At 72.2% G+C, this 21,592-nt stretch carries 21 protein-coding genes and 1 pseudogene; 11 read left to right on the top strand and 11 right to left on the bottom strand.

What is annotated here, in order from left to right; genetic code table 11:
- The first annotated feature begins 63 nt into the window (after window positions 1–63).
- Window positions 64–1,404 (top strand): hypothetical protein, encoded by a 1,341-nt coding sequence (locus ACPPVT_RS00325; protein WP_426564367.1) that lies wholly within the window; start codon window positions 64–66, stop codon window positions 1,402–1,404.
- 6 nt (window positions 1,405–1,410) lie between these two features.
- On the opposite strand, the gene ACPPVT_RS00330 is transcribed toward ACPPVT_RS00325, so the two are convergent.
- A complete protein-coding gene (locus ACPPVT_RS00330; protein WP_426564369.1) occupies window positions 1,411–2,283 on the bottom strand; it encodes a CAP domain-containing protein in 873 nt (290 codons plus the stop codon).
- Between the two features lie 131 nt (window positions 2,284–2,414).
- Here ACPPVT_RS00330 and ACPPVT_RS00335 point away from each other — a divergent pair, with 131 nt between their 5' ends.
- From ACPPVT_RS00335 to ACPPVT_RS00345, 3 genes and pseudogenes are all read left to right on the top strand, one after another.
- Entirely contained in the window at window positions 2,415–3,275 is an 861-nt protein-coding gene (locus ACPPVT_RS00335; RefSeq protein WP_426564371.1) for an Fpg/Nei family DNA glycosylase, read from the top strand.
- A 47-nt stretch (window positions 3,276–3,322) separates the two neighbouring features.
- A complete protein-coding gene (locus tag ACPPVT_RS00340; protein WP_426564373.1) occupies window positions 3,323–3,646 on the top strand; it encodes a rhodanese-like domain-containing protein in 324 nt (107 codons plus the stop codon).
- An 88-nt stretch (window positions 3,647–3,734) separates the two neighbouring features.
- Window positions 3,735–4,935 (top strand): annotated as a pseudogene (locus tag ACPPVT_RS00345) (ATP-binding protein).
- A gap of 30 nt (window positions 4,936–4,965) precedes the next feature.
- Here ACPPVT_RS00345 and ACPPVT_RS00350 read toward each other — a convergent pair.
- Both ACPPVT_RS00350 and ACPPVT_RS00355 read right to left on the bottom strand, forming a co-directional pair.
- Window positions 4,966–5,607: a class I SAM-dependent methyltransferase gene (locus tag ACPPVT_RS00350; protein ID WP_426564375.1), complete on the bottom strand. Its 642-nt coding sequence runs from the start codon at window positions 5,605–5,607 to the stop codon at window positions 4,966–4,968.
- Between the two features lie 104 nt (window positions 5,608–5,711).
- Entirely contained in the window at window positions 5,712–6,161 is a 450-nt protein-coding gene (locus ACPPVT_RS00355; RefSeq protein ID WP_426564377.1) for a gamma-glutamylcyclotransferase family protein, read from the bottom strand.
- A gap of 99 nt (window positions 6,162–6,260) precedes the next feature.
- On the opposite strand from ACPPVT_RS00355, the gene ACPPVT_RS00360 reads away from it, so the two are divergent.
- The 3 genes from ACPPVT_RS00360 to ACPPVT_RS00370 all read left to right on the top strand — a co-directional run bounded on the left by ACPPVT_RS00360 (window position 6,261) and on the right by ACPPVT_RS00370 (window position 8,657).
- Window positions 6,261–7,082, top strand: a complete 822-nt coding sequence (locus tag ACPPVT_RS00360) for a glycerophosphodiester phosphodiesterase (RefSeq protein WP_426564379.1) — start codon at window positions 6,261–6,263, stop codon at window positions 7,080–7,082.
- 140 nt (window positions 7,083–7,222) lie between these two features.
- On the top strand, window positions 7,223–7,657 hold the full coding sequence (locus ACPPVT_RS00365; RefSeq protein ID WP_426564381.1) for an ATP-binding protein: 435 nt from the start codon (window positions 7,223–7,225) through the stop codon (window positions 7,655–7,657).
- A 16-nt stretch (window positions 7,658–7,673) separates the two neighbouring features.
- Window positions 7,674–8,657: a DUF5926 family protein gene (locus tag ACPPVT_RS00370; protein WP_426564383.1), complete on the top strand. Its 984-nt coding sequence runs from the start codon at window positions 7,674–7,676 to the stop codon at window positions 8,655–8,657.
- Here the strand turns inward: ACPPVT_RS00370 and ACPPVT_RS00375 are convergent.
- The gene (locus ACPPVT_RS00375) at window positions 8,644–9,648 is read right to left on the bottom strand and encodes a phosphotransferase enzyme family protein (RefSeq protein WP_426564385.1); all 1,005 of its coding nucleotides are present in this window, start codon (window positions 9,646–9,648) and stop codon (window positions 8,644–8,646) included. The genes ACPPVT_RS00370 and ACPPVT_RS00375 overlap by 14 nt on opposite strands.
- A 163-nt stretch (window positions 9,649–9,811) precedes the next feature.
- Between ACPPVT_RS00375 and ACPPVT_RS00380 the strand changes: the two genes are divergently transcribed.
- A complete protein-coding gene (locus ACPPVT_RS00380) occupies window positions 9,812–10,696 on the top strand; it encodes an aldo/keto reductase (RefSeq protein WP_426564387.1) in 885 nt (294 codons plus the stop codon).
- A gap of 67 nt (window positions 10,697–10,763) precedes the next feature.
- Here ACPPVT_RS00380 and ACPPVT_RS00385 read toward each other — a convergent pair whose 3' ends face one another.
- Complete coding sequence (locus ACPPVT_RS00385) at window positions 10,764–11,033, bottom strand: hypothetical protein (protein ID WP_426564389.1); 270 nt, start codon at window positions 11,031–11,033, stop codon at window positions 10,764–10,766.
- Window positions 11,034–11,085: 52 nt separating this feature from the next.
- The gene (locus ACPPVT_RS00390) at window positions 11,086–12,291 is read right to left on the bottom strand and encodes an arginine deiminase (RefSeq protein ID WP_426564391.1); all 1,206 of its coding nucleotides are present in this window, start codon (window positions 12,289–12,291) and stop codon (window positions 11,086–11,088) included.
- Between ACPPVT_RS00390 and ACPPVT_RS00395 the strand changes: the two genes are divergently transcribed.
- A complete protein-coding gene (locus tag ACPPVT_RS00395) occupies window positions 12,290–13,045 on the top strand; it encodes a glycosyltransferase family 2 protein (protein WP_426564393.1) in 756 nt (251 codons plus the stop codon). The two genes, ACPPVT_RS00390 and ACPPVT_RS00395, sit on opposite strands and share 2 nt — an antisense overlap.
- A complete protein-coding gene (mptB, locus tag ACPPVT_RS00400) occupies window positions 13,042–14,592 on the top strand; it encodes a polyprenol phosphomannose-dependent alpha 1,6 mannosyltransferase MptB (protein WP_426564395.1) in 1,551 nt (516 codons plus the stop codon). The genes ACPPVT_RS00395 and mptB overlap by 4 nt, the downstream gene beginning before the upstream one ends.
- On the opposite strand, the gene ACPPVT_RS00405 is transcribed toward mptB, so the two are convergent.
- Window positions 14,474–16,738, bottom strand: a complete 2,265-nt coding sequence (locus ACPPVT_RS00405) for a hypothetical protein (protein ID WP_426564397.1) — start codon at window positions 16,736–16,738, stop codon at window positions 14,474–14,476. The two genes, mptB and ACPPVT_RS00405, sit on opposite strands and share 119 nt — an antisense overlap.
- Before the next feature lie 50 nt (window positions 16,739–16,788).
- On the opposite strand from ACPPVT_RS00405, the gene ACPPVT_RS00410 reads away from it, so the two are divergent.
- Window positions 16,789–17,979, top strand: coding sequence for a glycosyltransferase 87 family protein (locus tag ACPPVT_RS00410; protein WP_426564399.1), 1,191 nt, complete (start codon window positions 16,789–16,791; stop codon window positions 17,977–17,979).
- On the opposite strand, the gene ACPPVT_RS00415 is transcribed toward ACPPVT_RS00410, so the two are convergent.
- The 4 genes from ACPPVT_RS00415 to larC form a co-directional block, all read right to left on the bottom strand.
- Window positions 17,952–18,788 carry a CAP domain-containing protein gene (locus ACPPVT_RS00415; RefSeq protein ID WP_426564401.1) on the bottom strand — a complete coding sequence of 279 codons (837 nt, stop codon included), beginning with the start codon at window positions 18,786–18,788 and terminating at the stop codon, window positions 17,952–17,954. The two genes, ACPPVT_RS00410 and ACPPVT_RS00415, sit on opposite strands and share 28 nt — an antisense overlap.
- 78 nt (window positions 18,789–18,866) lie before the next feature.
- Window positions 18,867–19,721, bottom strand: a complete 855-nt coding sequence (locus ACPPVT_RS00420; RefSeq protein ID WP_426564402.1) for a siderophore-interacting protein — start codon at window positions 19,719–19,721, stop codon at window positions 18,867–18,869.
- Window positions 19,722–19,765: 44 nt separating this feature from the next.
- Entirely contained in the window at window positions 19,766–20,383 is a 618-nt protein-coding gene (locus ACPPVT_RS00425; protein ID WP_426564404.1) for a TMEM165/GDT1 family protein, read from the bottom strand.
- A gap of 12 nt (window positions 20,384–20,395) precedes the next feature.
- Window positions 20,396–21,580 (bottom strand): nickel pincer cofactor biosynthesis protein LarC, encoded by a 1,185-nt coding sequence (gene larC / locus ACPPVT_RS00430; RefSeq protein WP_426564406.1) that lies wholly within the window; start codon window positions 21,578–21,580, stop codon window positions 20,396–20,398.
- Window positions 21,581–21,592 lie beyond the last annotated feature (12 nt).

Here is a 21,592-nt window from a genome sequence, read left to right on the forward strand (position 1 = left end):
CCGGCAGATGTCACCATAGGTGCGGCGGGGGCGCCCTGGCTCCCACGCGATACGGAGGCCTCGGTGACGGACACGGTGCCGCGCGACGTCGCGACCACCGCGCCGTCCGCGCTGCCGGAGTCGGCTGCACCGCCGGCATTGCCCCCCGAGCCACCGCGCCGTCCGGCTCCTGACCTTCCGACCTGGGCTCGCGAACTGGCCGCGACCGGTTGGCGACGCGTCCTCGGTTGGCCGGGCTGGGTCCAGGTGCTCGTCGCCTACGGCGCGTCCCGGGTGCTGTGCGGGGTGGTCATCGAGCTGGCCGCGCGCTGGGGCCAGAACCCCGCAGGCGTGGGCGTGCTCAACCCGCACTACCTCGACATGGTGCAGATCTGGGACGGCGAGTGGTTCAAGAAGATCGCACTTCACGGCTACCCGTCCACGTTGCCGCACGGTGCGATCGGCACCGTCGACTACAACAGCTGGGCATTCTTCCCCGGCTTCCCGATGCTGGTCCGACTGGTGATGGTCACCGGCCTGTCGTTCTCGGTGGCCGCCTCGGTGGTGAACCTGCTGACCGGTGCCGGTGCTGCCCTGGTGATCTGGCGACTGTTCTCGGTGCGGCCGGGGCACGAGCGGCTTGCGGTGCTCGCGGTGGCGTTCTGGTGCCTGCTGCCGTCGGCGCCGGTGCTCCAGGTCGCGTACGCCGAGGCGCTCGCGGCGCTGCTGCTGGCCGGCACCTTGTTGCTGCTGATCCGCCGGCACTACCTGTGGGCCGCCCCGGTGGTGCTCGCGCTCGGCCTGACCCGGGGTATCGCTGCGCCGCTGGTCGTGGTGGTGCTCTGGCACGGCTGGTTGCGTTGGCGGGCGCGGCTGGACGACCCCTGGCCGGGGCGGCAGCAGGCGTCCTGGGCGGTGCTCCTGCTGGCCACCGGCGTGTCGGTGCTGCTCTGGCCGGCCGTCGTCGGAATCGTGACCGGCGTGCCGGACGCGTTCCTGCAGACCCAGGCAGCTTGGGGCCAGAAGCCGGCCGACGGGCCGTTCCTGCCCTGGCTGACCTGGGCCTGGGCCGGCCTCGGCCTGGTCGGGGTCGTGCTGCTGCTCGGGGTGGTCTTCGCGGGGGCCCGGCTGCTGACCAGCCGGCACACGGCGTGGCTGGCCAGCGAGCTGCGGGTGTTCGGAGTGGCCTACCCGGTGTACCTGCTGGCGGTCGTGCGCCCGATCACCAGCATGTGGCGGTTCCTGCTGCTGGACCTGCCGATCGCGGCCGCACTGGCGAGCGTCGCCGCGCGCGGGGCCCGCGAGCACGTGAGCCGCGACTGGTACTGGCGGGTGGCGGCCGCCGCGGCGGTGGCGCTGACCGCGATGTGCTGGTGGACCGCCGTCTACCTGACCCGCATCCCCTGGGGCGACTCGCCGCCCTGACCGGGCTCAGCCCGCGGCGCCGGGCTCAACCAGGGTGCGCACCAGCCACGACCACGCGTCCGCCAGCGATCCGAGTGCTGACCCGACGTCCAGTGCGGGCCAGCCCAGCGTGAGGAACCCGAACCCGAAGCCCGGACTGGCGCTCGCGCCGCGCGCACCGGTGGCGAGCTGCCGCACCGCAGTGCTGGGCGCCGGCTTGGCGGCCGGCTTGGGCTTGGCCACGGGCTTCTTCACGGGCTTCGCCGGGGTGCTGGCGTGGCTCGGCCTGGCGGCGGACGACGCGTGGCTGGGTGTAATGGCCGGCCTGGGCTTAGGCCTGGTGGTCGGTTTGGTGGTCGGTTTGGTGGTCGGCTTGGTGGTCGGCCTGGGAGTGGGCTTGGTGGTCGGCTTGGTGGTCGGTTTGGTGGTCGGCTTCGGGGTGGACGCGCCGAACGGCGTCGAGAACACCTCGACCACCCACAGTCGGCCGCCGCCGGTGGCGACCCCGACGCCGACCTGCGTGTAGTGGCTGCTCAGGATGTTGGCCCGGTGCGGCGCCGAGTTCATGAACGCCCGGTGCAGCGAGGGCACGTCGGCACCCACACCGACGTTCTCCCCGATGTACTTCCAGTCGCTGACCTGCGAGGTCAGCCGCGGGTTGTGCGCGAGGTTGCCGGACGACGCCATCGTCCGCGCCCAGGAGGCCGCCACCGAGGCCAGCGTCGAGCTGGTGCTGAGCGCCGGCAGGCCGGCGCTGCGGCGCGCCGCGTTGATGCTGGAGACGAAGCTCCCGGCGTCTGAGGCCTGTGCCGTGGGCGCGATGGCCAGCGAGCCGGCCCCGCTGACCAGGAGCGCCAGGAGGAGCGTGAGCAGAGCCGAACGGGGGATGCGGGCCAGCATGGTCGTCCTCCAGATGGGTGGAAGGTCGTCACTACCTGTTGTCCTCGGCCCGACTCCCGCCCCGTCGAATAGGCCGATCGGGTGAATCTGCGCGGGCGCGCGGGGTGTCGTCCTGATGGCAGACTTCGCATGTGCCAGAGCTGCCGGAGGTCGAGGGACTCGCGGCGTTCCTGCGCGATCACGCCGTGGGGCGCGTGGTCGCGCGGATCGACGTCGCCGCCTTCAACGTGCTGAAGACGTTCGACCCGCCGACGACGGCACTGCACGGACTCGAGGTGACCGGCGCCGACCGGCACGGCAAGTGGCTCGACCTGGACGTCGACGGGCTGCACCTGGTCTTCCACCTGTCCAAGGCGGGCTGGCTGCGCTGGTCGGACCGGCTGAACCCGACTCCGCTGCGGCCGGGCAAGGGGCCGATCGCCCTGCGGGTCGTGCTGGACGACGGCTCCGGCTTCGACCTGACCGAGGCCGGCACGCGAAAGCGGCTGGCCGTGCACGTGGTGCGGGACCCGACGTCCGTCCCGCAGATCGCCTCGCTCGGACCGGACCCGCTGGACGACGGGTTCGACCGCGCCGCCTTCGGCGCGCTCCTCGCGGGCAAGCGCACCCAGATCAAGGGGCTGCTGCGCGACCAGTCGGTGCTGGCCGGGGTGGGCAACGCCTACTCCGACGAGGTGCTGCACGCGGCGAAGCTCTCGCCGTACGCGTTGGCCGGGTCGTTGAGCGAGCAGCAGGTGGACGAGCTGTACTCGGCGCTCGAGGCGATCCTGCGGGACGCGGTGGCCCAGGCGGCCGGTCGTCCCGCGGCCGAGCTGAAGGACGCCAAGCGGTCCGGCATGCGGGTGCACGGGCGCGCCGGCCAACTCTGCCCGGTCTGCGGTGACACGGTGCGCGAGGTCAGCTTCGCGGACTCGGCACTGCAGTACTGCCCCACCTGCCAGACCGGCGGCAAGCCGCTGGCCGACCGCCGGATGTCCCGGCTGCTCAAGTAGTGGTCGTGCCGGGCGTGGCCGCGCGCGGCCGTGGCAGGATCGACCACATGAATGGCGTCCCCGAGATCTCCGTCCTGGACCTGCCCGCCGATGCCGTCCTGATCGACGTCCGCGAGGACGACGAGTGGGCGGCCGGCCACATCGAGGGCGCTCTGCACCTGCCGATGAGCGAGGTCCCAGCCCGGCTGGCCGACCTGCCCGAGGCGGACCCGCTGTACATCGTCTGCCGCTCCGGCAACCGGTCGGGCCGCGCCGCGGCCTGGCTGAACGGCCAGGGGATCGACTCGGTGAACGTGGCCGGCGGCATGCAGGCCTGGGCAGCGGCCGGCAAGCCGATGGCCGCGGACTCGGGCAGCCCCACCGTCATCTGAACCGTCATCTGAACCGTCATCTGACACGCCGATCGCACTGTCTGCGGATGTATCGGGTGGGCGCTAGAGAAGCCGATAGTGTCCGATCGTGGACCCGATCCGGAACCCGTACGCTCCGGGCGCAGGGCAGCGCCCACCTGAGCTGGCCGGCCGCGACGGCGAGCTGACCGCCTTCGACGTCGTGCTCGAGCGGGTCGCTCGTGGCCGGCCGGAGCGTTCCCTGGTGCTCACGGGGTTGCGTGGCGTGGGCAAGACCGTGCTGCTGGGTGCGCTGCGGTCATCGGCCGTTCGGGCCGGCTGGGGCACCGGCAAGCTCGAGGCCCGGCCGGACACCTCGCTGCGCCGCCAGCTCGCCGCCGCGATCCACCTGGCGATCCGTGAGCTCGGCCCGGCCGACGACGCCCACGAGGGCACTCGACAGGTCCTGGGCGTGCTGAAGAGCTTCGCGCTGCGCGAGGCCGGGCCGTCCAGCAAGCTGCGCGACCGTTGGCAGCCTGGCATCGACGTCCCGGCCGTGCCCGGTCGCGCCGACTCCGGCGACGTCGAGATCGACCTCGTGGAGCTGCTCGGCGACGTGGCCGGACTGGCTGCCGACCGCGGTCGCGGGGTCGCCGTCTTCATCGACGAGATGCAGGACGTCGGACCGGAGGACGTCTCCGCGCTGTGCGCGGCCTGTCCGAATCTCTCAGCAGGGCATGCCGTTGATCGTGGTCGGCGCCGGCCTGCCGCACCTGCCCGCGGTGCTGAGCGCCAGCAAGTCCTACAGCGAGAGGCTGTTCCGGTACGTGCGGATCGACCGGCTGGACCCGTCGGCCGCCCGGCTCGCGCTGCGCTCGCCCGCCCGCGAGGAGGGCGCGGACTGGACGGACGACGCCCTCGACGCGATGTACGAGACGACGGCGGGCTACCCGTACTTCGTGCAGGCCTACGGCAAGGCGGTCTGGGACGTCGCGCCGCGCTCCCCCATCACGGCGGAGGACGTCCGGGTCGGCGCTCCCGAGGCCGAGGCCGAGCTGACCGTTGGCTTCTTCGGCTCGCGCTACGAGCGGGCGACGCCGGGCGAGCGCGAGTACCTGCGCGCGATGGCCGACATCGAGGCCCCGGACGTTGAGCCTGGCCACAGCGGGGTGGCGACCTCGTCGGTGGCCGAGCACCTGTCCCGCAAGCCGCAGTCCCTGTCGCCGGCCCGGGACGCGCTGCTGAAGAAGGGGCTCGTCTACAGCGCGGAGCGCGGGCGGATCGCGTTCACCGTGCCGCACTTTGGTCGCTACCTGCGCTCGCACGGGTAGCCGGGCAATGACATGTGAAAACGATCGGACTCAGGGCCTCGTGATCGTGTAGAGAAAGTAGTAGCGGCCGAGATTCGACTCGAGCTCGAAGGGTTTCTCTTCCAACGACCAGCCGGGCAGGCACTCCGCCGCGATCCGCCTGTAGTCCCACGAGTAGGAATACGGCGTCGTGTTGATCATCTTGCCGGTCTTGCGGCTCAGATTCTTCGTGACCTTGCCCTCCTGGCCTAGCCACGGCTCCAGCAGCAGGATCGCCCGCTTGCTGACGCGGGCGAGTTGACGCACGATCGCCTCTGGCGTTGCGACGTGGTCGATCACCGACACGGTGTAGGCGACGTCGAAGGCCTGATCCGGCATGATCGGGAGGCTGTGCTCGTCGCCGGCCGCCAGGTTGAGCCCGTTCTCACGACCGAAGGCCGTCGCAGCGGCGTTGACGTCGATCCCGGCGGTGAAGGTCGCGGGCGCACGCTCTTTGAGGACGAGGAGGTTCTTGCCCACATTGCACCCGAATTCGAGCACTGATTTCGGCTCGAACTTCATGACTTCGTCGACGATGAAGTCCGACCAGGGCTGCTTGACCTTGTAGGACTCGAAGGTCAAGGAACCCCAATAGACCTTCGCGTCCTCCTGCTCCTTGGCCTGAGCGGCGACGTTCTCGATCTCGAATGCCATCGATGCCTCTCGGCTGCGTGGAAGGGCGGGCTGTGTCCTTCGACCGCTTCGTCGTAAGTGCCGAAGAGATCGGGCCTGGATTTAGGACAGCATAGCCGTCCGTTTTATGGCATTCGAGATCGGTTCTGCCGCGATGGCGCTGCACGCTCGCTGCGTTGGTCGACGCCATACAGTTCCGCGACATAGTTCGGCAGCAGTCGCCGCCGGAAGTCGTCGCGATCCCAGTCGGTCGGCTCGACCAGGCCGGGCTCGAGCCAGACGTACGAGTCCACCGAAACGCCGTCCAGCCGGCCGACCTGGGTGCGCTCGTACTGGGGGCCTTCGTACTCGTCCAGGACCTGCCACTCGTCAGCGGTCAGGTCGGTGAGCACCGCGCCAGCCGCCCGCCTGGCCAGTTCGGCGACCAGGCCCGGGTATGGCCGGTCGCACAGGGACGCCACCCGCCAACCGTCGAGCGACCACGGAGTCTGCGCCGGCACCCGGCCGAGCAGCTGGGTGAGCACCTCGTCGAAGCAGAGGCTGCCGTAGACGAAGAGACCACGGGCCGCGGTCACCGGCGCACCTCGTAGTCCAAGACAGTGACGGTGGAGTAGACGGTGGACATATGGGCAGCCTGGCAGCGGGGACCGACATCGCGTGCCAAGATCGAACGCGTGAACGGCAGCCCCGAGGTGGTGGCGCACCGCGGATCGAGCGCGGAGAAACCCGAGCACACGCTGTCCGCCTATCTTCGGGCGATCGAACAGGGTGCTGACGCACTGGAGTGCGACGTACGCCTGACCGCGGATCACCACCTGGTCTGCGTGCACGACCGCAAGGTCGACCGGACGTCGAACGGTCGCGGAGCCGTCTCGACCCTGGAGCTCGCGCACCTGGAGGACCTCGACTGGGGCTCCTGGATGCACGACTGGGACGACCAGGGCTCGGTCGAGACCCCGGACCGCGACGCCGGGCGGCTACTGACCCTGCGCAAGCTGCTGGACGCCGTCCGGGACTGCGGTCGGCCGGTGCAGGTCGCGATCGAGACCAAGCACCCGACCCGGTACGCCGGTCTCGTCGAGCGCACCCTGGCCCGGGTGCTCGCGGAGTACGGCTGGGACGGGCAGCATCCGGAGTTCCCCTCGCCGGTCCGGGTCATGTCGTTCTCGTACCTGGCGCTGCAGCGGACGCGTCAGCTGGTGCCCGGGGTCCCGCGCGTGCTGCTGGTGGAGGACCGGATCCCGGTGCGGATGCGCGACGGCACCCTGCCCAGAGGGATCGGCACCGTCGGCATCGACGTCCGGCTGCTGCGTCGGTACCCCGGCTACGCCGCGAAGGTCCAGCGGCAGGGCGGTGCCGTGCACGTCTGGACCGTGGACCACACCGTCGACGTCGAGCTGTGCCTCGAGCTCGGCGTGGACGCGGTGATCACCAACCGCCCGCGGCACGTCCTGCAGCTTCTGCAGCGGACTCCGCCGTCGCCAGTAGCCGACTGAACCCAAGAAGGTGTGCACCACGGCGCCGCGCAGGTTACTGTAATCGTGGTAGCAACGCGTAACGCGCCGTGACTCACGGCGATCCAATACCGGACTTGTCCTGATTTGGGCGGCACCCGGGGACCAGCAGAGGAGGTTTCGTGACACAGGTCGCGACACGCATCCCGACTCGCACTCGCACCCTCCGCGTGCCGCACGCCTACTCATCGGTGCCACGAACCCGCCGGACCATCGGCGAGGACCTGCGTGGCCGTGACGTCCCCGCCACCGTCGTCGACGAGGCCGAGCTGGTGGTCTCCGAGCTGCTCGGCAACGCCGTACGGCACGCCAGCGCCCTGCCCGACGGCACCGTTCGGGTGCACTGGCAGGTCAAGGGCGGCGTCGTCGAGCTCGACGTCACCGACGGGGGCGGTCGCACCGTCCCCATGCCGGCCCAACCCACCCTCTACGCCACCCGCGGTCGCGGCCTGCGCATCGTGCGCTCGCTGGCCCACGAGTGGGGAGTGCTCGACGAGGACCGCGGACGCACCGTCTGGGTCTGCCTGGGTGGGCCGTCCCGCCGCCGCCGTCCCTGACCTAGAGTCTTCGGCCATGGGCAAGTCATCTCGCCGACCGGCCGCCTCCCGTCCGAGCACCGCTGACGCCGAGGTCCCTGTCGTGGGCCAGCGCGAGCCGTGCCCGTGTGGCTCGGGCAAGAAGTACAAGGCCTGCCACGGGCGGGCTCGGGCCAGCGTCGAGACCCCGGTCGGGCGTGCGTTCGAGGGACTGCACGGCGAGCCGGACTGGGTCGCGCTTCGCGAGATCGTGCCCGCGGCCACCGCGACCCTCGAGCTGGCACCTGCGTTGCGGCGCAAGGCGTCCGGCGACCAACCGGCGGTGGACCAGCTGACCGTGGCCACGGTCCTGCCGCTGGCCTGGCCGGCCATGCGACGCTCCGACGGCCAGGTGCTGGTCGGGCTGCAGACGGGTGGCGGGTCCGGGGACCCCAGCCGCGACGTCGGGACGGCGGCCGCAGCTGCCGTCGCCGCCGAGCCGGGCACCCCGATCACGCTCACCGACCTGCCGGCCCAGGGGCCGCGCCTGCAGGACGTCCTCGCGCCCGACGCGACGCTGACCGTCACTGTGCACGACGGCTTCGAGTTCTGGGTCGAGGGTGCGCAGGACCTGGACCCGCAGGTGCGCGAGAGCCTCGAGCGAGCCAACTCCGCCGTGATCCCCACCGTGCGGCTGACCGGGGTCGAGGCTGCCTACTGGTGCCAGATCGGCGACCGCACGCACCTGCGCTGGGTGCTGCCGCAGGACGAGGACTCGCTGCTCGATGCGCTCGCCCGGCTGCACGCGGGCGGCCGCAGCGGGCTCGGCGAGGGAACCCGGTACGTCGGGGCGTTCCGCGCGCACGGCCTGCTGGTGCCGGTCTGGGACCTGCCCGAGGGCTCGTCGGCCGAGGACGTCGAGGAGCCGGCTGCCGAGTTCGCCCAGCGGCTCGACGAGGCGCTCGCGGTGACCGAGCCGCTGACCTACGACGAGCGTCGGGCCCGGGCCGGCGTGGTCAGCCGCCAGCTCACCCTGCGCTGAGCCCCAGGTCGCGCACCAGCGCGACGGAGCGGGCCAGCAGGCCTTGCGGTGAGACCAGGTCACGGGTGATGTCGAGGCACTCCTGCCGCTCGGCGGCCGGAAGCTGGACGTCGAGCGCGCGGCGGGCCCAGTCGGTCATGTCCTCAAGGGCTCGGGTGCAGGCGTAGAACGCGACCAGCTCGCGGTGAATCGGGGTGGGGCCGTAGCCGTCGAGGAACGCCTCGCGCTGCTCGTCCTCGACCGGCCCGAAGAACGGCACGCCTACCAGCGCGAACATCAGGTCGCGCTCGGGCGGTGCCAGGGCCACGTCGTCCCAGTCGATCAGCCACATCCGGTCCGGGCCGTCGACGAGCAGGTTGCCCAGGTGCGGGTCGGTGTGCGAGATGTGCGGGAGAAGGGACGACGGGTCGGGCTCCAGCGACGCGACGGCGTCAACCACGGCCGACAGCGCCGTTGTTGCGGCGCGCCAGACCTCGGTGGTGTGCTCGGCGATCTCGTCCGGTGCGGGTTCGCAGCAGCGCACGTCCAGGGCGAGCTTGGCGGCGACCAGCGCACTGGTCAGCGATGTGGCCGCTGGCAGGACGTCGGCCACGGCGGGTGGCACGGGTGCGTCGTGCACCTGGCGCAGCAGCCGGCCCAGCGACCGCCAGTGCGCCGGCTCGAGCTCGACCTCCGCCGCCCGCGGGCCCTCGACCCAGGCGGCGACCGACAGCCGTCGTCGGTCCCGCTCGCTCCAGATCCGTCCGTCGAGCGCCACGACCAGCGCAGGGATGCCCTGGATTCCCTGCGCCACCAGGGCGTGCGGCACCAACAGCCCGGCCGCCGACCCTGCGCCGGTCAGCTTCACGGCGAACCACCGCCCGTCGCTGGCGCCGGCCCGCCACACCTGCGCCGACTGGTCGGCGCCGTGCGGCACCACGGACAGGTCGCGTAGCACGAGGTCGAAGTCCTCGCGCACCCAGCGCGCGACGTCCTCGCTGGCCACCGGCACGCTGCCACTCTCGCACCTCGGCGTGTCGCGGGCGACGGAAGCGGAGTCGGCTGCGATGTGCTGATCTGGCACATCTGTGCCGATCCGGCACGGGCGGCTCCGGTCGTGCGACTTTCCTGAGGTCACCTAGAGTGATGATCGGGCCCACTCGTGAGGAGGCTTCATGGAGTACCGACGACTCGGCCGGCTCGGCCACCAGAGCTCGGTGATCATCTACGGTGCAGCCGCACTGGCGGACGTCGACCAGGAGGTCGCCGACCGATCTGTGCAGCAGGCGCTGGACGCAGGTGTGAACCACCTCGACGTCGCCGCCGGCTACGGCGACGCGGAGCTGCGACTCGGGCCGTGGATCCCGCAGATCCGCGACCGGGTGTTCCTAGCGACCAAGACCCAGCTGCGGGACCGCGAACCGGCCTGGCAGCAGATCAACGACTCGCTCGAGCGGCTGCAGACCGATCGCGTCGACCTGCTGCAGCTGCACGCTGTCGGCGACCTCGACGAGCTCGACCGGTGCACTGCCGCGGACGGCTCGCTGCAGGCCGCGCTGCGCGCTCGCGACGAGGGCATGGTCGCCGCCATCGGCATCACAGGGCACGGACCGCAGGCACCGGCCACTCACCTGGAGGCGTTGCGGCGATTCGACTTTGCGACCGTGCTGACGCCGCTGAACCACCGGCTGGCCGGCGACCTGGCGTACCGCTCCGACTACGAGGCGCTGGTCGAGGAGGTCCGCCGGCAGGACGTCGGCCTGATGATCATCAAGGCGATCGCGCGGCGCAACTGGCCCGGGGTGGCAGCCGGCCAGGACCGAGGTGAGCAGCGGTACGCGACCTGGTACGAGCCGCTGGACGAGGCGGACAAGATCCGCGCGGCCGTGTCGTGGGTGCTGGCGCGCAACGAGATCACTGGACTGGCCAGCGCCGGCGACGTGCGGTTGCTTGCCGACACCCTGGCCGCCGAGGCGGACCGGATGCCGGTCCAGGACGCGGAGGTCCTGCTGCAGGGCCTGGACGACTACAGCTCGCCGTTCGAGCGGATGCCCGCCTGAGGGGTCTGCTAGCGCGGACGGAGACTGCTAGCGCGGACGGAGACCTGCTAGCGCGGACGGAGACCTGCTAGCGCGGACGGGGCGGCCGGATCCCGGCCGCAAGGCGCTCCCACTCGGCTGCATGTGCCTGACGAGACTCGCTGGTGAACTCCAGCACGTCGAGGATCACGTCGGTCCGGTGGGCCAGCCACGGCTCCTGGTTCAGGGTGGCGGTTCCTGACGGCGCGGACCAGCCACAGCCGCAGCCTGCCGTGCGTGAGTCGAACCCATGACCGCTCAGCACCTGCGCCAGCCACTCGCGCAGGGCCTTGTCCTCGTCGTCTGCCCCGCCAGCCATCTCGTCACCTCCGATCGGCCACCATTCCCGAGGATGATCGTACGGCCAGGACTCACCCCGTCGGGTCGCGGTCGATCGGGCAGGACATGCAGCGCGGCCCGCCGCGTCCGCTGCCCAGCTCGCTGCCGGCGATCGCGACCACCTCGATCCCGGCGTCCCGCAACCGGGCGTTCGTCTCGGTGTTTCGCTCGTAGGCCACGGCCACCCGCGGCGAGAGTGCGAGCGTGTTGTTGCCGTCGTCCCACTGCTCGCGCTCGGCGGTGACCGGGTCCAGCCCGGTGTCGATGACGTGCAGCCGCTCGATGCCCATCGCGTCGGCTGCCGCGTCCAGGAACGGCCGGGCCGGGTCGACCCGCAGCACGTCGTCACCGTTCAGCGTGATGGCCAGGGCAGTCAGTGTGTGCGCGACGTTGGGGTACATCACGATCGAGTCGACGTCGACCATGGTGCAGACCGTGTCCAGGTGCATGGTCGCGCGCTCCTGGGCGATCGGCACGGCCAGCACGGTGTGCGCCAGCCCGCTGCGCAGCAGCCGTCCGGCCAGCCGCTCCACCCCGGCCGGCGTTGTCCGCTCGCCGGTGCCGACCGCGACCACTCCGGCGGACAGCAGCAGGATGTCGCCGCCCTCCACGTGCTCCAGGTTCGGTTCGTAGGCCAGCGCCGTGCCGGCGAAGCGCGGATGGTGCCGGTAGATCGCCTGGGTCAGCGACGTCTCCCGGCGTCGAGCCGGCATCGCCAGGCTGGTCACCGCGACCTGCGGGCCCACCCAGGCGCTGGAGTCGCGGGTGAACAGGAGGTTGGGCAACGGGTCGATCACGAAGTCCTCGGGCGAGGCCAACGACGAGACGACCCCGGGTCGCTGCATGGGACGTCGCGCGGACAGCTCGTCGTGCCGCAACCCGGCGATCAGCACCTCGGCGAGCTCGGCCTCGGTCAGGTCACCCAGCAGCAGCCGCGCGCGGCTGGCCAGCCGGTCGCCGACGTGCGGCTGGGCCAGCGCGGACTCGACCGTCTCGTGCCGAGCCTGCGGCACGTTCAGCGACTCCCGCAGCAGGTCGGCCAGGTAGAGCACCTCGACGCCCCGGTCGGTCAGCGCGGCCGCGAACGCGTCGTGCTCGTCCTGGGCGCGGTCCACCCACGGGATGCCGTCGAACAGCAGACGGTCGTTGTTGCGTGGGGTCAGCCGGCGCAGCTCAGCGCCTGGGCGGTGCAGCATGACGGTGCGCAGCCGTCCTACTTCGGTGTCCGCTCCGGGCATGCGCCAGACCCTACCTTTCCGCACTAGGCTCCGTCGGGTGACTTCGCAGCCCCCGCCCGTCGCCGTCGTCATCCCGGCCAAGGACGAGGCGCAGCGCATCGACGCGACGATCCGCGCGGCGTCCGCGATCGCGAACGTCGACCTGGTCGTCGTGGTGGACGACGGCAGCAGTGACGAGACCTCGCTGGTGGCCCGCGACGCGGGCGCCGACGTCGTCCGGCACGACCGCAACCAGGGCAAGGGCAAGGCCATGCAGACCGGCGCTGCCTACGTGGCCCGGCACGAGCAGGCCACCCACGCTCTGCTGTTCATCGACGCCGACCTCGAGGAGTCGGCGACCCAGACCGGCGCGCTGGTCGAGCCGGTGGTCAGTGGTCGCGCTGACATGACCATCGCGGTGCTGCCCACCCAGAAGAGCGCCGGCGGCGGTCGGGGCTTCGTGGTCGGGCTGGCCCGACGCGGCATCGAGCGGCTCACCGGGTGGACGCCGACCCAGCCGCTGTCCGGCATGCGCTGCCTGACCCGCGACGCCTTCGAGGCCGCGCAGCCGCTGGCGCACGGTTGGGGCGTCGAGGTCGGGCTCACGGTGGACGTGCTGCGCCGTGGCCTGACCATCGAGGAGGTGCCCTGCGAGCTGCACCACCGGGTCACCGGCACCGGGTTCGGCGACCAGCTGCACCGGCTGCACCAGTACCGCGACGTGTGGCGTGCGCTGGCCGTGCGGCGGACCCGCGTGGCACTGCGCCGACGATGACGGCCGACGCCCGGGCGGCTGGCCGGACGCTGACCCCGTGGGCCTTGGGGGCCGTCGCCGTCTCCAGCCTGACGATGGTCCTCACGGCCGCGTTCGGACCGTCCGCCGCATCGCCGGACCTCGGCTCCGCGACCGGTTGGCAGGCCGCGCTGCCCCCGTGGTCCATCGGGTTCCACGCGTCGTCCGCACTCGTCACCGGGCTCGTCGACGGCGCCTACCTGCTCGGTGCGATCGGTGTGGCACTAGGACTGTGGGCCGCCTACCGCGGTGAGCGACTGCCACCCGCCGCGCTCGTCGCTGCCGGCGGGGTCGCCGTGCTCGCGGTGCTGGTGGCCCCGCTCGGGTCGGCAGACCACGTCAGCTACGCCGCGTACGGCCGGATCGCCGCTGGCGGCGGTGATCCTTACGCGGTACCCCCGCAGACCTGGCACGGCGGCCACGACCCGGTGACCGGTGCCGTCGAGCCCCCCTGGACGACGACCCCGAGCATCTACGGGCCGGTGGCCACTGCGGTGCAGGCGCTGTGCAGCCTGGTCGGCGGGGACAGCCTCCGGCTGACCGTCTGGTGCTGGCAGCTGGTCTGCCTGGCCGCGTGGCTCGCCGCGGGCTGGTTGGTCCTGTTGCTGTGCCGCAACGCTTTCGGTGGGCCCGACGGGCCGCAGGTGCAGCGCGCCGCGTGGGTGTGGCTGCTGAACCCGGTGCTGTTCGGGGTGCTGCTGGTCGGGGCGCACGTCGACCTGCTCGGCGCGGCGCTGGCCATCGGCGCCCTCGCGGTGGCCGGCCGACGCCGAGTGCTGGGCGGGCCCGGGTGGACCGGTCCGCTGCTGGCCGGGGTGCTGCTCGGGGCGTCGGTCGGGGTGAAGGTGACCTTCGCACTGTTCGGGCCCGCGCTGCTGTTCGCGTTGTGGCGCAGGGACCGGGGACAGTTCTGGCGACCCTCGCTGGCCGGCGTCCTGGGCGCGGCGTTGGTGCTGGTGCCCGCCCAGCTGTGGGCCGGCGCGCACACCTTCGACCAGCTCAGCCGGGCGCGGCGCTTCGTGTCGCTGGCCACCCCGTGGCGCCCGTTCGTCGAGTGGGTCACCGGTCCGGTGTCGAACGCCGTGGTCCGCGACGCCGTGGTCTGGCTGACCCCGCTCGTCGTGCTCGGGCTCGCCGTGCTGCTCTGGCTGCTGGTCCGGCCCGGTGAGCGCGTGGTCGCCGAGCCGGCGCAGGTCAGCGTCGACGCAGCCGGGGTCGCCGTAGTGCTCGGTGCCGCGTACGTCCTCGGTGCGCCGTACTCGTTGCCCTGGTACGACGCCGTCGTGTGGGCGCCGCTCGCGCTGGTCGCCGTGCCGGCGCTGGATGCGTTGCTGCTGGCCCGGTTGGTGGCCTATGCCGTCGCGTACGTGCCGGGTCGGGTGATCGGGTCGAGCCAGCGCGTGCAGGACCTCACGCTGGGCTATCGCCGAGGGTGGGCTCCGTGGATCGGGCTGGCGCTGTGGCTGGCGCTAGCTCTGCTGGCGCTGCGCGTTCCTCGTCCTCGAGGGCCCGCACGCTCGCCGCGATGATCAGCGGGATGGCCAGGGTGAAGCCTACGGCCGGGATCGCCGTCCCGGAGTCGTTCACCGCGAAGCCGATGCCCAGCAGCAGCAGCAGGCAGTAGAGCCCCTGGCGCAGCGTGGGGCTGCGGTCGTAGGCCCGTTGCAGCGCACCCGCTCCGACCGACGAGGGCCGCATCAGCACCAGTACCACGAACAGAGCCGCGACCGGCACCAGGATCGACAGCACGCTGCCGAACAGGATCGACAGGTTCTGCTCACCCTTGCGCGAGATCACCTGCCACGCCCCGCCGTCGATCACGGTCTGCACGAACCGGCCGAGGTGGGTCTGCTGGTCCGCCGGGCGCAGCCAGTCCACCACCGAGACCGCAGCGAGCAGCAGGACGGTGCCCGCAGCGATCAGCGCGATCTTGCGCCAGGACAACCGAACGCCCAGCACCAGCAGCGTCAGGATGGCGAAGGACGGCACCAATCCCATCGGACCACCGAAGTCGCTGCCCCAGGACGGGCTCACGTCCAGAGCGGTCGCCACCATCCCGACCACGGCCACGCAGACAGCAGCCGTCCGCCGCCGCTCCTGCTGGACGAAGTGGTCGGCCACCGCGATAGCGAACAGCATCGCCCCGGTGGCGAACAGCGCGAACGCCACGTTCGAGAACCCGTAGAACCGCCCTGCCACAACGGGTTGCAGTCCCATCAGGCTCGAGGTCTGCAACCGCGAACCGGTCACGATGTCGGCCGCCAGCACCACCGAGGTCAGCCCGGCGACTGCCCCGAACGGCCCGAGCAGCCGGTGCCGCCACGGTCCGAGCTGGGCGACCAGTGACAGGGCGAGCACGTAGCAGGCCACCGCCAGCACCACCATCAGGAGCGCGTGTTGGTACCGCCACCACGGCACGGTGTTGGCCAGGTACGTCGAGACCGGCACGCAGGCGAAGACCAACGCGGTACGGCGCACCAGCGACAACAGCCGCCGGCGTCGCGAGCCAGCTGTCCAGCTGTGCCGCAGCACGATCGCCACGCCGCCGTAGAGCAGAAGCTGGGCGAGCACGAGCCCGTCGAAGAACGGCGCGACCAGCTTCTGCACCCGTTGGGCGGCGTTCTCGAGGTCTTCGACCTTCTGCAGCCGGGCATCGGCGCTGGCGGGCGCCTGGCCGGCGGCCACCGAGCGGTTGGTGATCGGCGAACCGACCAGGGTGTTCGGCTCGGGCACGCCCAGCAGGCTCAGCAGGGTCGGCGTGACGTCGGTGGCCTGCACCAGCGCGACCTGTCGGGTGGACGACGTCCACAGCCAGCCCGGCCCGTAGCCCGGGCCGGTGGCCGCACCGAGCTGCAGGTGCGGGGTCGCACCCGAGTCGGCCAGCGAGAGGACGAAGACGCGCGCGCCGTCCGGCACCGCGTCCAGCGCGCGGCCGACCGCCTCGTCGACCGCTCGGACCTGGGCCGCTCGGTCGCCGGAGGTGATGGCCACGCCCGTCTCCGGCGGGCCGGGCAGCGGGTTGGCCGGGTCACGCACGGCACCGACGTCCAGCACGGTGAGCGGGCAGTCGGACGACGACAGCACCTGGCCGAGGTCCGCCGGGTTCGACGAGTCGTTGGGCGTGTAGCGGCCGACGGTGCCGTCGTGGCGGGCCAGCGCGACGGCGCCGCCGGAGCCGACCGCGTTCGCGCAGACTCCGGCCTTGGCGAGCGCGTCGCCGAGCAGGCCCGGCGTCGCGTCGAACTTCTCCGCCTTGGCGGCGGCGAGGTAGCGCGGCCAGGTGGTCACCGTCGCGGAGCCGCCGGGGGCGATCCCGGCATTCACCTCAGGCGCGCGGCAGACTTGCGCGGCGGGGTCCTTGGCCTTCGGGTCGCGAACGTCGCCGGCGCGACGTCCGGCCGAGACCGCGAGCCAGCCGTCCACCGGGCACGCCGCGGGTTTGACGCTGCGCACCGTGACGTCGCCGATCGCGCCGACCTGGACGAGGCGAGCCAGGTTCGGCGTCGCCTCGGGCGAGACGTCGCTCCACTGCACGCCGCCAGTACCGATCAGGACGACGGGGGCCGGCGTGGGTGCGGCGCTGGCCGCAGCGACCGGGAGCAGCAGCAGCCCCGCGAGCAGCGGCAGGGCGGTCAGCAGCGGCAGCCAGCGGGTCGCGTGGGGTCGGGTCGGCACCTGCACAGGGTAGGGGCCTGGTTCGTGCGGGGGTCAGACAGACTGTCCCGGTGACCCGACTGCAGCGCCCTGCGATCCAGCTGCTCCTGGTGGTCGCCGTCCTGGTCCTGGCCGAGCTGCCGATCGCCTGGCACTACCTGGTCAGCTGGCCCGGCGACCAGTGGCAGGTCGACATCGAGGTCTACCGCGAGGCGGCCCGGTCGCTGGTCTACGGTCGCCCGATCTACGAGCAGCTCACCGAGTCGCCGCAGCTGCTGCCGTTCACCTACCCGCCGTTCGCTGCCATCGTCGCGCTGCCGATGGCGCTGCTGCCGTTCGGCGCGCTCGGCTGGGTCTGGACGGCGCTGCAGGTCGCCGCGACGTACGCGACGGTGCTGATCGCGTTCCGCCGCCTGCTCGACCGGGTCGCGCCGTGGGGCTGGCTCGCCGCTGCGCTGTTGACCGTCCCGATGCTCTACCTGCTGCCGGTCTCGGACGGCGTGCGCTTCGGACAGGTCAACGCGTTCCTGGTGCTGGCCTGCCTGGCCGACCTGGCGCTGCCGACCGGGCGCTGGCACCGCTGGTGCGGGGCCTGGATCGGCCTGGCCACGGCGATCAAGCTCACCCCGGGTGTGTTCTTCGTGCACTTCGCCGTGTGCCGCCGCTGGCGCGAGCTCGCCGCGGGCCTGGCGGCCGCGGCCGCGGCCACGATCGCGGCAGCGCTGGTGCTGCCGGAGGCGTCCGTCGCGTTCTGGGGCGGCGCGCTCAGCGACCCGAACCGGTTGGGCCCCAACCGCGGGACGTCGAACCAGTCACTGCGCGGGGCGATCCTGCGGCTCGGCCCGGACGGCACCGCCGGCACCGCACTCTGGCTGTTCGCCGCGCTGGTGGTGGCGGTGATCGGCTTCGCGCTGGCGCGTCGCGCCTACCGGGCCGGGGACCCGGTCGCGGAGGTCGCCGCCGTCGGCCTGATGGCCGTGCTGTTGTCGCCGGTGGCCTGGGTGCACCACTTCGCGTGGATGGTGGTGGTCATCGCGGCCCTGCTCGGCGACGGTCGCGAGCGCCGCCGCGTGGTGTTCGCCGGGGTGGTGACCGTGTGGTTCCTGTGCCGGCTGCCGTGGTGGGGCATCAGCTGGGTCGCGAACGACTGGCCGGTGCTGTGGTTCGGCAAGCTGCTGCAGAACTCTTTCACCCTGGGTGCGCTGGTCGCGCTCGCGCTGCTGTGGAAGGTGGTTCAGCCGCCGAAGTCCTGCGTCCAGTAGGTGCCGTAGGAGCCGCCGGACGCGACGCCGACGCCGATCTGCTTGAACGCGCAGTTCAGGATGTTGGCGCGGTGCCCGGAGCTGCCCATCCAGGACGCCATCACGGCGCTGGCGGTGCGTTGACCGGCCGCGATGTTCTCGCCGAGCGTGTGGCCGGAGTACCCGGCCGCGCGGATCCGGACATCGAAGGTGCGGCCGTCCTGGGACACGTGCGAGAAGTAGTCGTGGGTGGCCATGTCCTTGCTGTGGCCGTATGCCGCGGCGTCGAGCTGCGAGCTCTCGCGAAGCGCACCGCAACCGGCCCTGCCCCGCTCGGAATTCACCAGCGCGATGACCTGGGACACCATGGACCCGGACGGCTTGCTGACCGGCTTGCTGGTGGTCGGCGCGGTCGTCTTCTTCGGCTGTGCCTTGGGCGGAGCCGCGGTGGTGATCCTCGGAGCCGTCGTTCGGGCCTGGGCTTTCGAGCTGGCTTTCGGGCTGAGCTGCGGGCTGGCCTTCGGGCGGGGCTTCGGGCTGGGCTTGGACGAGGGCGCGACGCTCCGGCTGCTGCGGCTCGCCTTGTCGGCGTCGGCGCTGCGCGCGGCGGTGGTCAGGTCCAGACCGGACATCGCGGCCGCATCCTCGGCGGCCGCTGACGCCGAATCCTGGGTGGAGGCCCGGGTGGACTCATGGCCGGCCGGTCCGATGCCCAGAAGGGTGGCCGCGCCGAGGACCGTCAGCGCGGCAGCTGTGGCGGCCAGCAGCCGCCCCCGTGCCGAGGTGGGGAGGGCTCGTCTGCGGTCGCCGGGTTCGGGATGTCGGACCATTTTGGACGATCTTGCACGACTCGGGTGCATCCAGCAACCTAACGCAGTGCTCCGGTGACCCTGTGCAACCGATCCGAGTCAGCCCTGCGCCCGGGCGAGGGCCTGCTGCTCCTCGCGATCGGCGGCCTCGTTCCAGGTCGACTTCGACGACTGCCAGCCGTCCTCGTTGAGGCCGAGCCGCCAGTAGCCGGAGATCGACTGCCGCCCGCGCGGCAGCTCCCGCTCGACGCGCAGGTGCGTGCGAAGCTCCTTCACAAAGGTGGCCTCGCCGTGCACGAACACCTGAGGGTGGCCGGGCCGGAACGCGGCCGCGCGCACCTGGTCCACGAGCAGCTCGCCGACCCGTCGGTCCTCGCGGTGCAGCCACACCACGTCCACCCCGGCAGGTGCGGTCAGCGGTAGGACGTCGGCCTGGTCCGGCACCTCGATGAACGCAGTGCCGACAGCGCGGTCGTCCAGCTCCTCCAAGGCGGCCGCGATGGCGGGCAGCGCGCTCTCGTCACCGGCCAGCAGGTGCCAGTCGGCGTCCGGGTCGGGCGTGTAGCCGCCACCCGGACCGCTGAACCACAGGCGGTCCCCGCGCTGTGCGTTGGCCGCCCACGGTCCGGCCAGACCCTCGTCGCCGTGCACCACGAAGTCGAGGGTGAGCTCCAGGCTCGCCCTGTCCCAGGCCCGCACGGTGTAGGTGCGGGTGACCGGCCAGTGCTCGCGCGGCAGCCGCTCGCGCAGCGCTGCGACATCGGACAGGTCGACGTCCGGTGCGCTCGGGTTGGCGAACAGCAGCTTCACGTAGTGGTCGGTGTAGCCGCCGGTGTCGAAGGCGACAAGGCCGGAGCCACCGAGGACGACGCGCACCAGGTGCGGGCTGAGCCGCTCGGTGCGCAGCACGTCGCCGTGGTGGGTCGTGCGCGGACGCCGGGGGGTCTCGGTCATGAGGACAAGCCTTTCATGCTCGGCGGCCCGCTCGGGCCGGCCGCTCAGATGGGCAGGTCGACGCCGGCGGCCTGGAGCGCGCAGACCAACGCAAGCAGCAGGCAGACGCCGCCGCCGATGCGCTGCACCGTGGCGAGCCGGACCCGCTTTAGCAGCGCCCGACCAGCGACGGCGCCGAGCGCCGAGACCAGCAGCAGGCCGACCCAGGCGCCGACGAACACCGACAGCGGGTCCTTGGTGCGTACGACAAGCCCGGCGGTGAGCAGCTGGGACAGGTCGCCCCACTCGGCCACGAACAGCACGGTAAAGCTCGCCAGCACGGCCCGCCAGCCGGTGGCCGGCCCGGTGACCTTGGCGCCGAACTCGGCCTCGGTCTCGGCCTCCTCCTCGTCCGCCTTCTTCGCACCGCGCAGCAGGACGATGCCGCCGATCAGGAACATCACGGCGGCGAAGGCGACGACCGGACCGTGCGGCAGCCGCGAGATCAGCCCGCCGGCCGTGACCGCCACCAGGGTCTGCACGAAGAACGCGAGCCCGACGCCGATCCAGACCAGCAGCGGCCGGTAGCGGGTCGCCAGCACGAGGGTGGCGACGAAGGTCTTATCGGGCAGTTCCACCGGGACGATGAGCACGAGCGCGGTCAGCGCGACGGTCCAGTCCACGACGTCAGCCTGTCACGAGTCGCACGGTCGCCCCAGCTGGGCCGAGGCCGCAGCGGCGGCGCGGGCCAGCACCGACTTCAGCGGCGCAGCGGTCAGCCGGGCCACGGCGAGGACGTCGTCGTGCTCGGGCTGCGCGTTGACCACCCGGCCGTCCAGCGCGGCCAGCTTGACCCTGACCGGATGCCCGTCGACGTCCACCGTCGTCTCGCTGCGCGAGAGCGCCGTCTTGGCTACTGGAACGGTCCGGAGGCCGATGGCGCTGGTCTCGGTGAACACCACCCTGGCCAGCCGCTCGCGCGCGGCCGGGTCGTCGGGGCACAGCACGTGCAGGGTGTGGGCCGGGCGGCCCTTCTTCATCAGGATCGGGGTGAGCCAGGCATCAGACGCGCCCTCGTCGAGCAGCCGGGTCAGCACGTTCGGCCAGACCCGCGGGTCGAGGTCGTCGACGTTGGTCTCCAGCACCACGGCCGTGGTCGATGGGGTGTCGCTGGCTGTGCCACGGACCAGCCGCAAGGCGCCGAGGCGGCCGGGCAGCACCCGGGACCCGGCGCCGGCCCCGACCTGGTCGACGGTCATCGCCGGCATCGCGCCGTACGAGTCGGCCAGCGTCGTGAGCAGGGCGGCGCCAGTCGGGGTGCACAGCTCCATCTCCACCGGGCCGCCGTGGGCCGGCGCCCCCGCGGCGGTCAGCAGGTGCAGCACGGCCGGCACCGGCACCGGGATTTCACCGTGCGCGCTGCGGGCAGTCCCGGACCCGAGGGCGATCGGCCCGACGCAGACCTGGTCGCCGAGCCAGGCGAACCCGGCGCACACACCGACCACGTCACCGATCGCGTCGTGCGCCCCGACCTCGTGGAAGTGCACGTCGTCCGCGCTGGTGCCGTGCACCCGGCCCTCGGCCTCGGCGAGCCGGGCGAACGCCTGGTGCGCCATGTCGCGCACCGGCTCGGGCAGCTCGGCGATGTCGAGCAGCTCGCGGACGTCCGCCCAGGTGCGGTGCGGGATGTCGGTCTCGAGGCCGCGTACGTGCGCCCGGCCGACGGCGAAACCGTGCCGCACCTCGCGCTCGAAAGTGACCTCGACCGGTGCCACCGCGGCGGCGGCGCCAGCCATCACCTCGGCCGGCACGCCCAGGTCGTGCAGGGCGGCCAGCAGCATGTCGCCGCTCGCTCCGCTGGAGGCGTCGACCCAGATCACGCGTCGACCCAG

Source organism: Angustibacter sp. McL0619, assembly GCF_049994355.1.
Lineage (GTDB): Bacteria > Actinomycetota > Actinomycetes > Actinomycetales > Angustibacteraceae > Angustibacter.

Bases quoted from the DNA above. Each gene is read 5' to 3' on its own strand.
- ACPPVT_RS00395 (WP_426564393.1), top strand. From the start codon at position 12,290: ATGCGCCAGACCCTACCTTTCCGCACTAGGCTCCGTCGGGTGACTTCG.
- ACPPVT_RS00370 (WP_426564383.1), top strand. From the start codon at position 7,674: ATGGGCAAGTCATCTCGCCGACCGGCCGCCTCCCGTCCGAGCACCGCT.
- ACPPVT_RS00340 (WP_426564373.1), top strand. From the start codon at position 3,323: ATGAATGGCGTCCCCGAGATCTCCGTCCTGGACCTGCCCGCCGATGCC.
- ACPPVT_RS00385 (WP_426564389.1), bottom strand. From the start codon at position 11,033: ATGGCTGGCGGGGCAGACGACGAGGACAAGGCCCTGCGCGAGTGGCTG.
- ACPPVT_RS00420 (WP_426564402.1), bottom strand. From the start codon at position 19,721: ATGACCGAGACCCCCCGGCGTCCGCGCACGACCCACCACGGCGACGTG.
- ACPPVT_RS00390 (WP_426564391.1), bottom strand. From the start codon at position 12,291: ATGCCCGGAGCGGACACCGAAGTAGGACGGCTGCGCACCGTCATGCTG.
- ACPPVT_RS00330 (WP_426564369.1), bottom strand. From the start codon at position 2,283: ATGCTGGCCCGCATCCCCCGTTCGGCTCTGCTCACGCTCCTCCTGGCG.
- mptB (WP_426564395.1), top strand. From the start codon at position 13,042: ATGACGGCCGACGCCCGGGCGGCTGGCCGGACGCTGACCCCGTGGGCC.
- ACPPVT_RS00380 (WP_426564387.1), top strand. From the start codon at position 9,812: ATGGAGTACCGACGACTCGGCCGGCTCGGCCACCAGAGCTCGGTGATC.
- ACPPVT_RS00350 (WP_426564375.1), bottom strand. From the start codon at position 5,607: ATGGCATTCGAGATCGAGAACGTCGCCGCTCAGGCCAAGGAGCAGGAG.
- ACPPVT_RS00415 (WP_426564401.1), bottom strand. From the start codon at position 18,788: ATGGTCCGACATCCCGAACCCGGCGACCGCAGACGAGCCCTCCCCACC.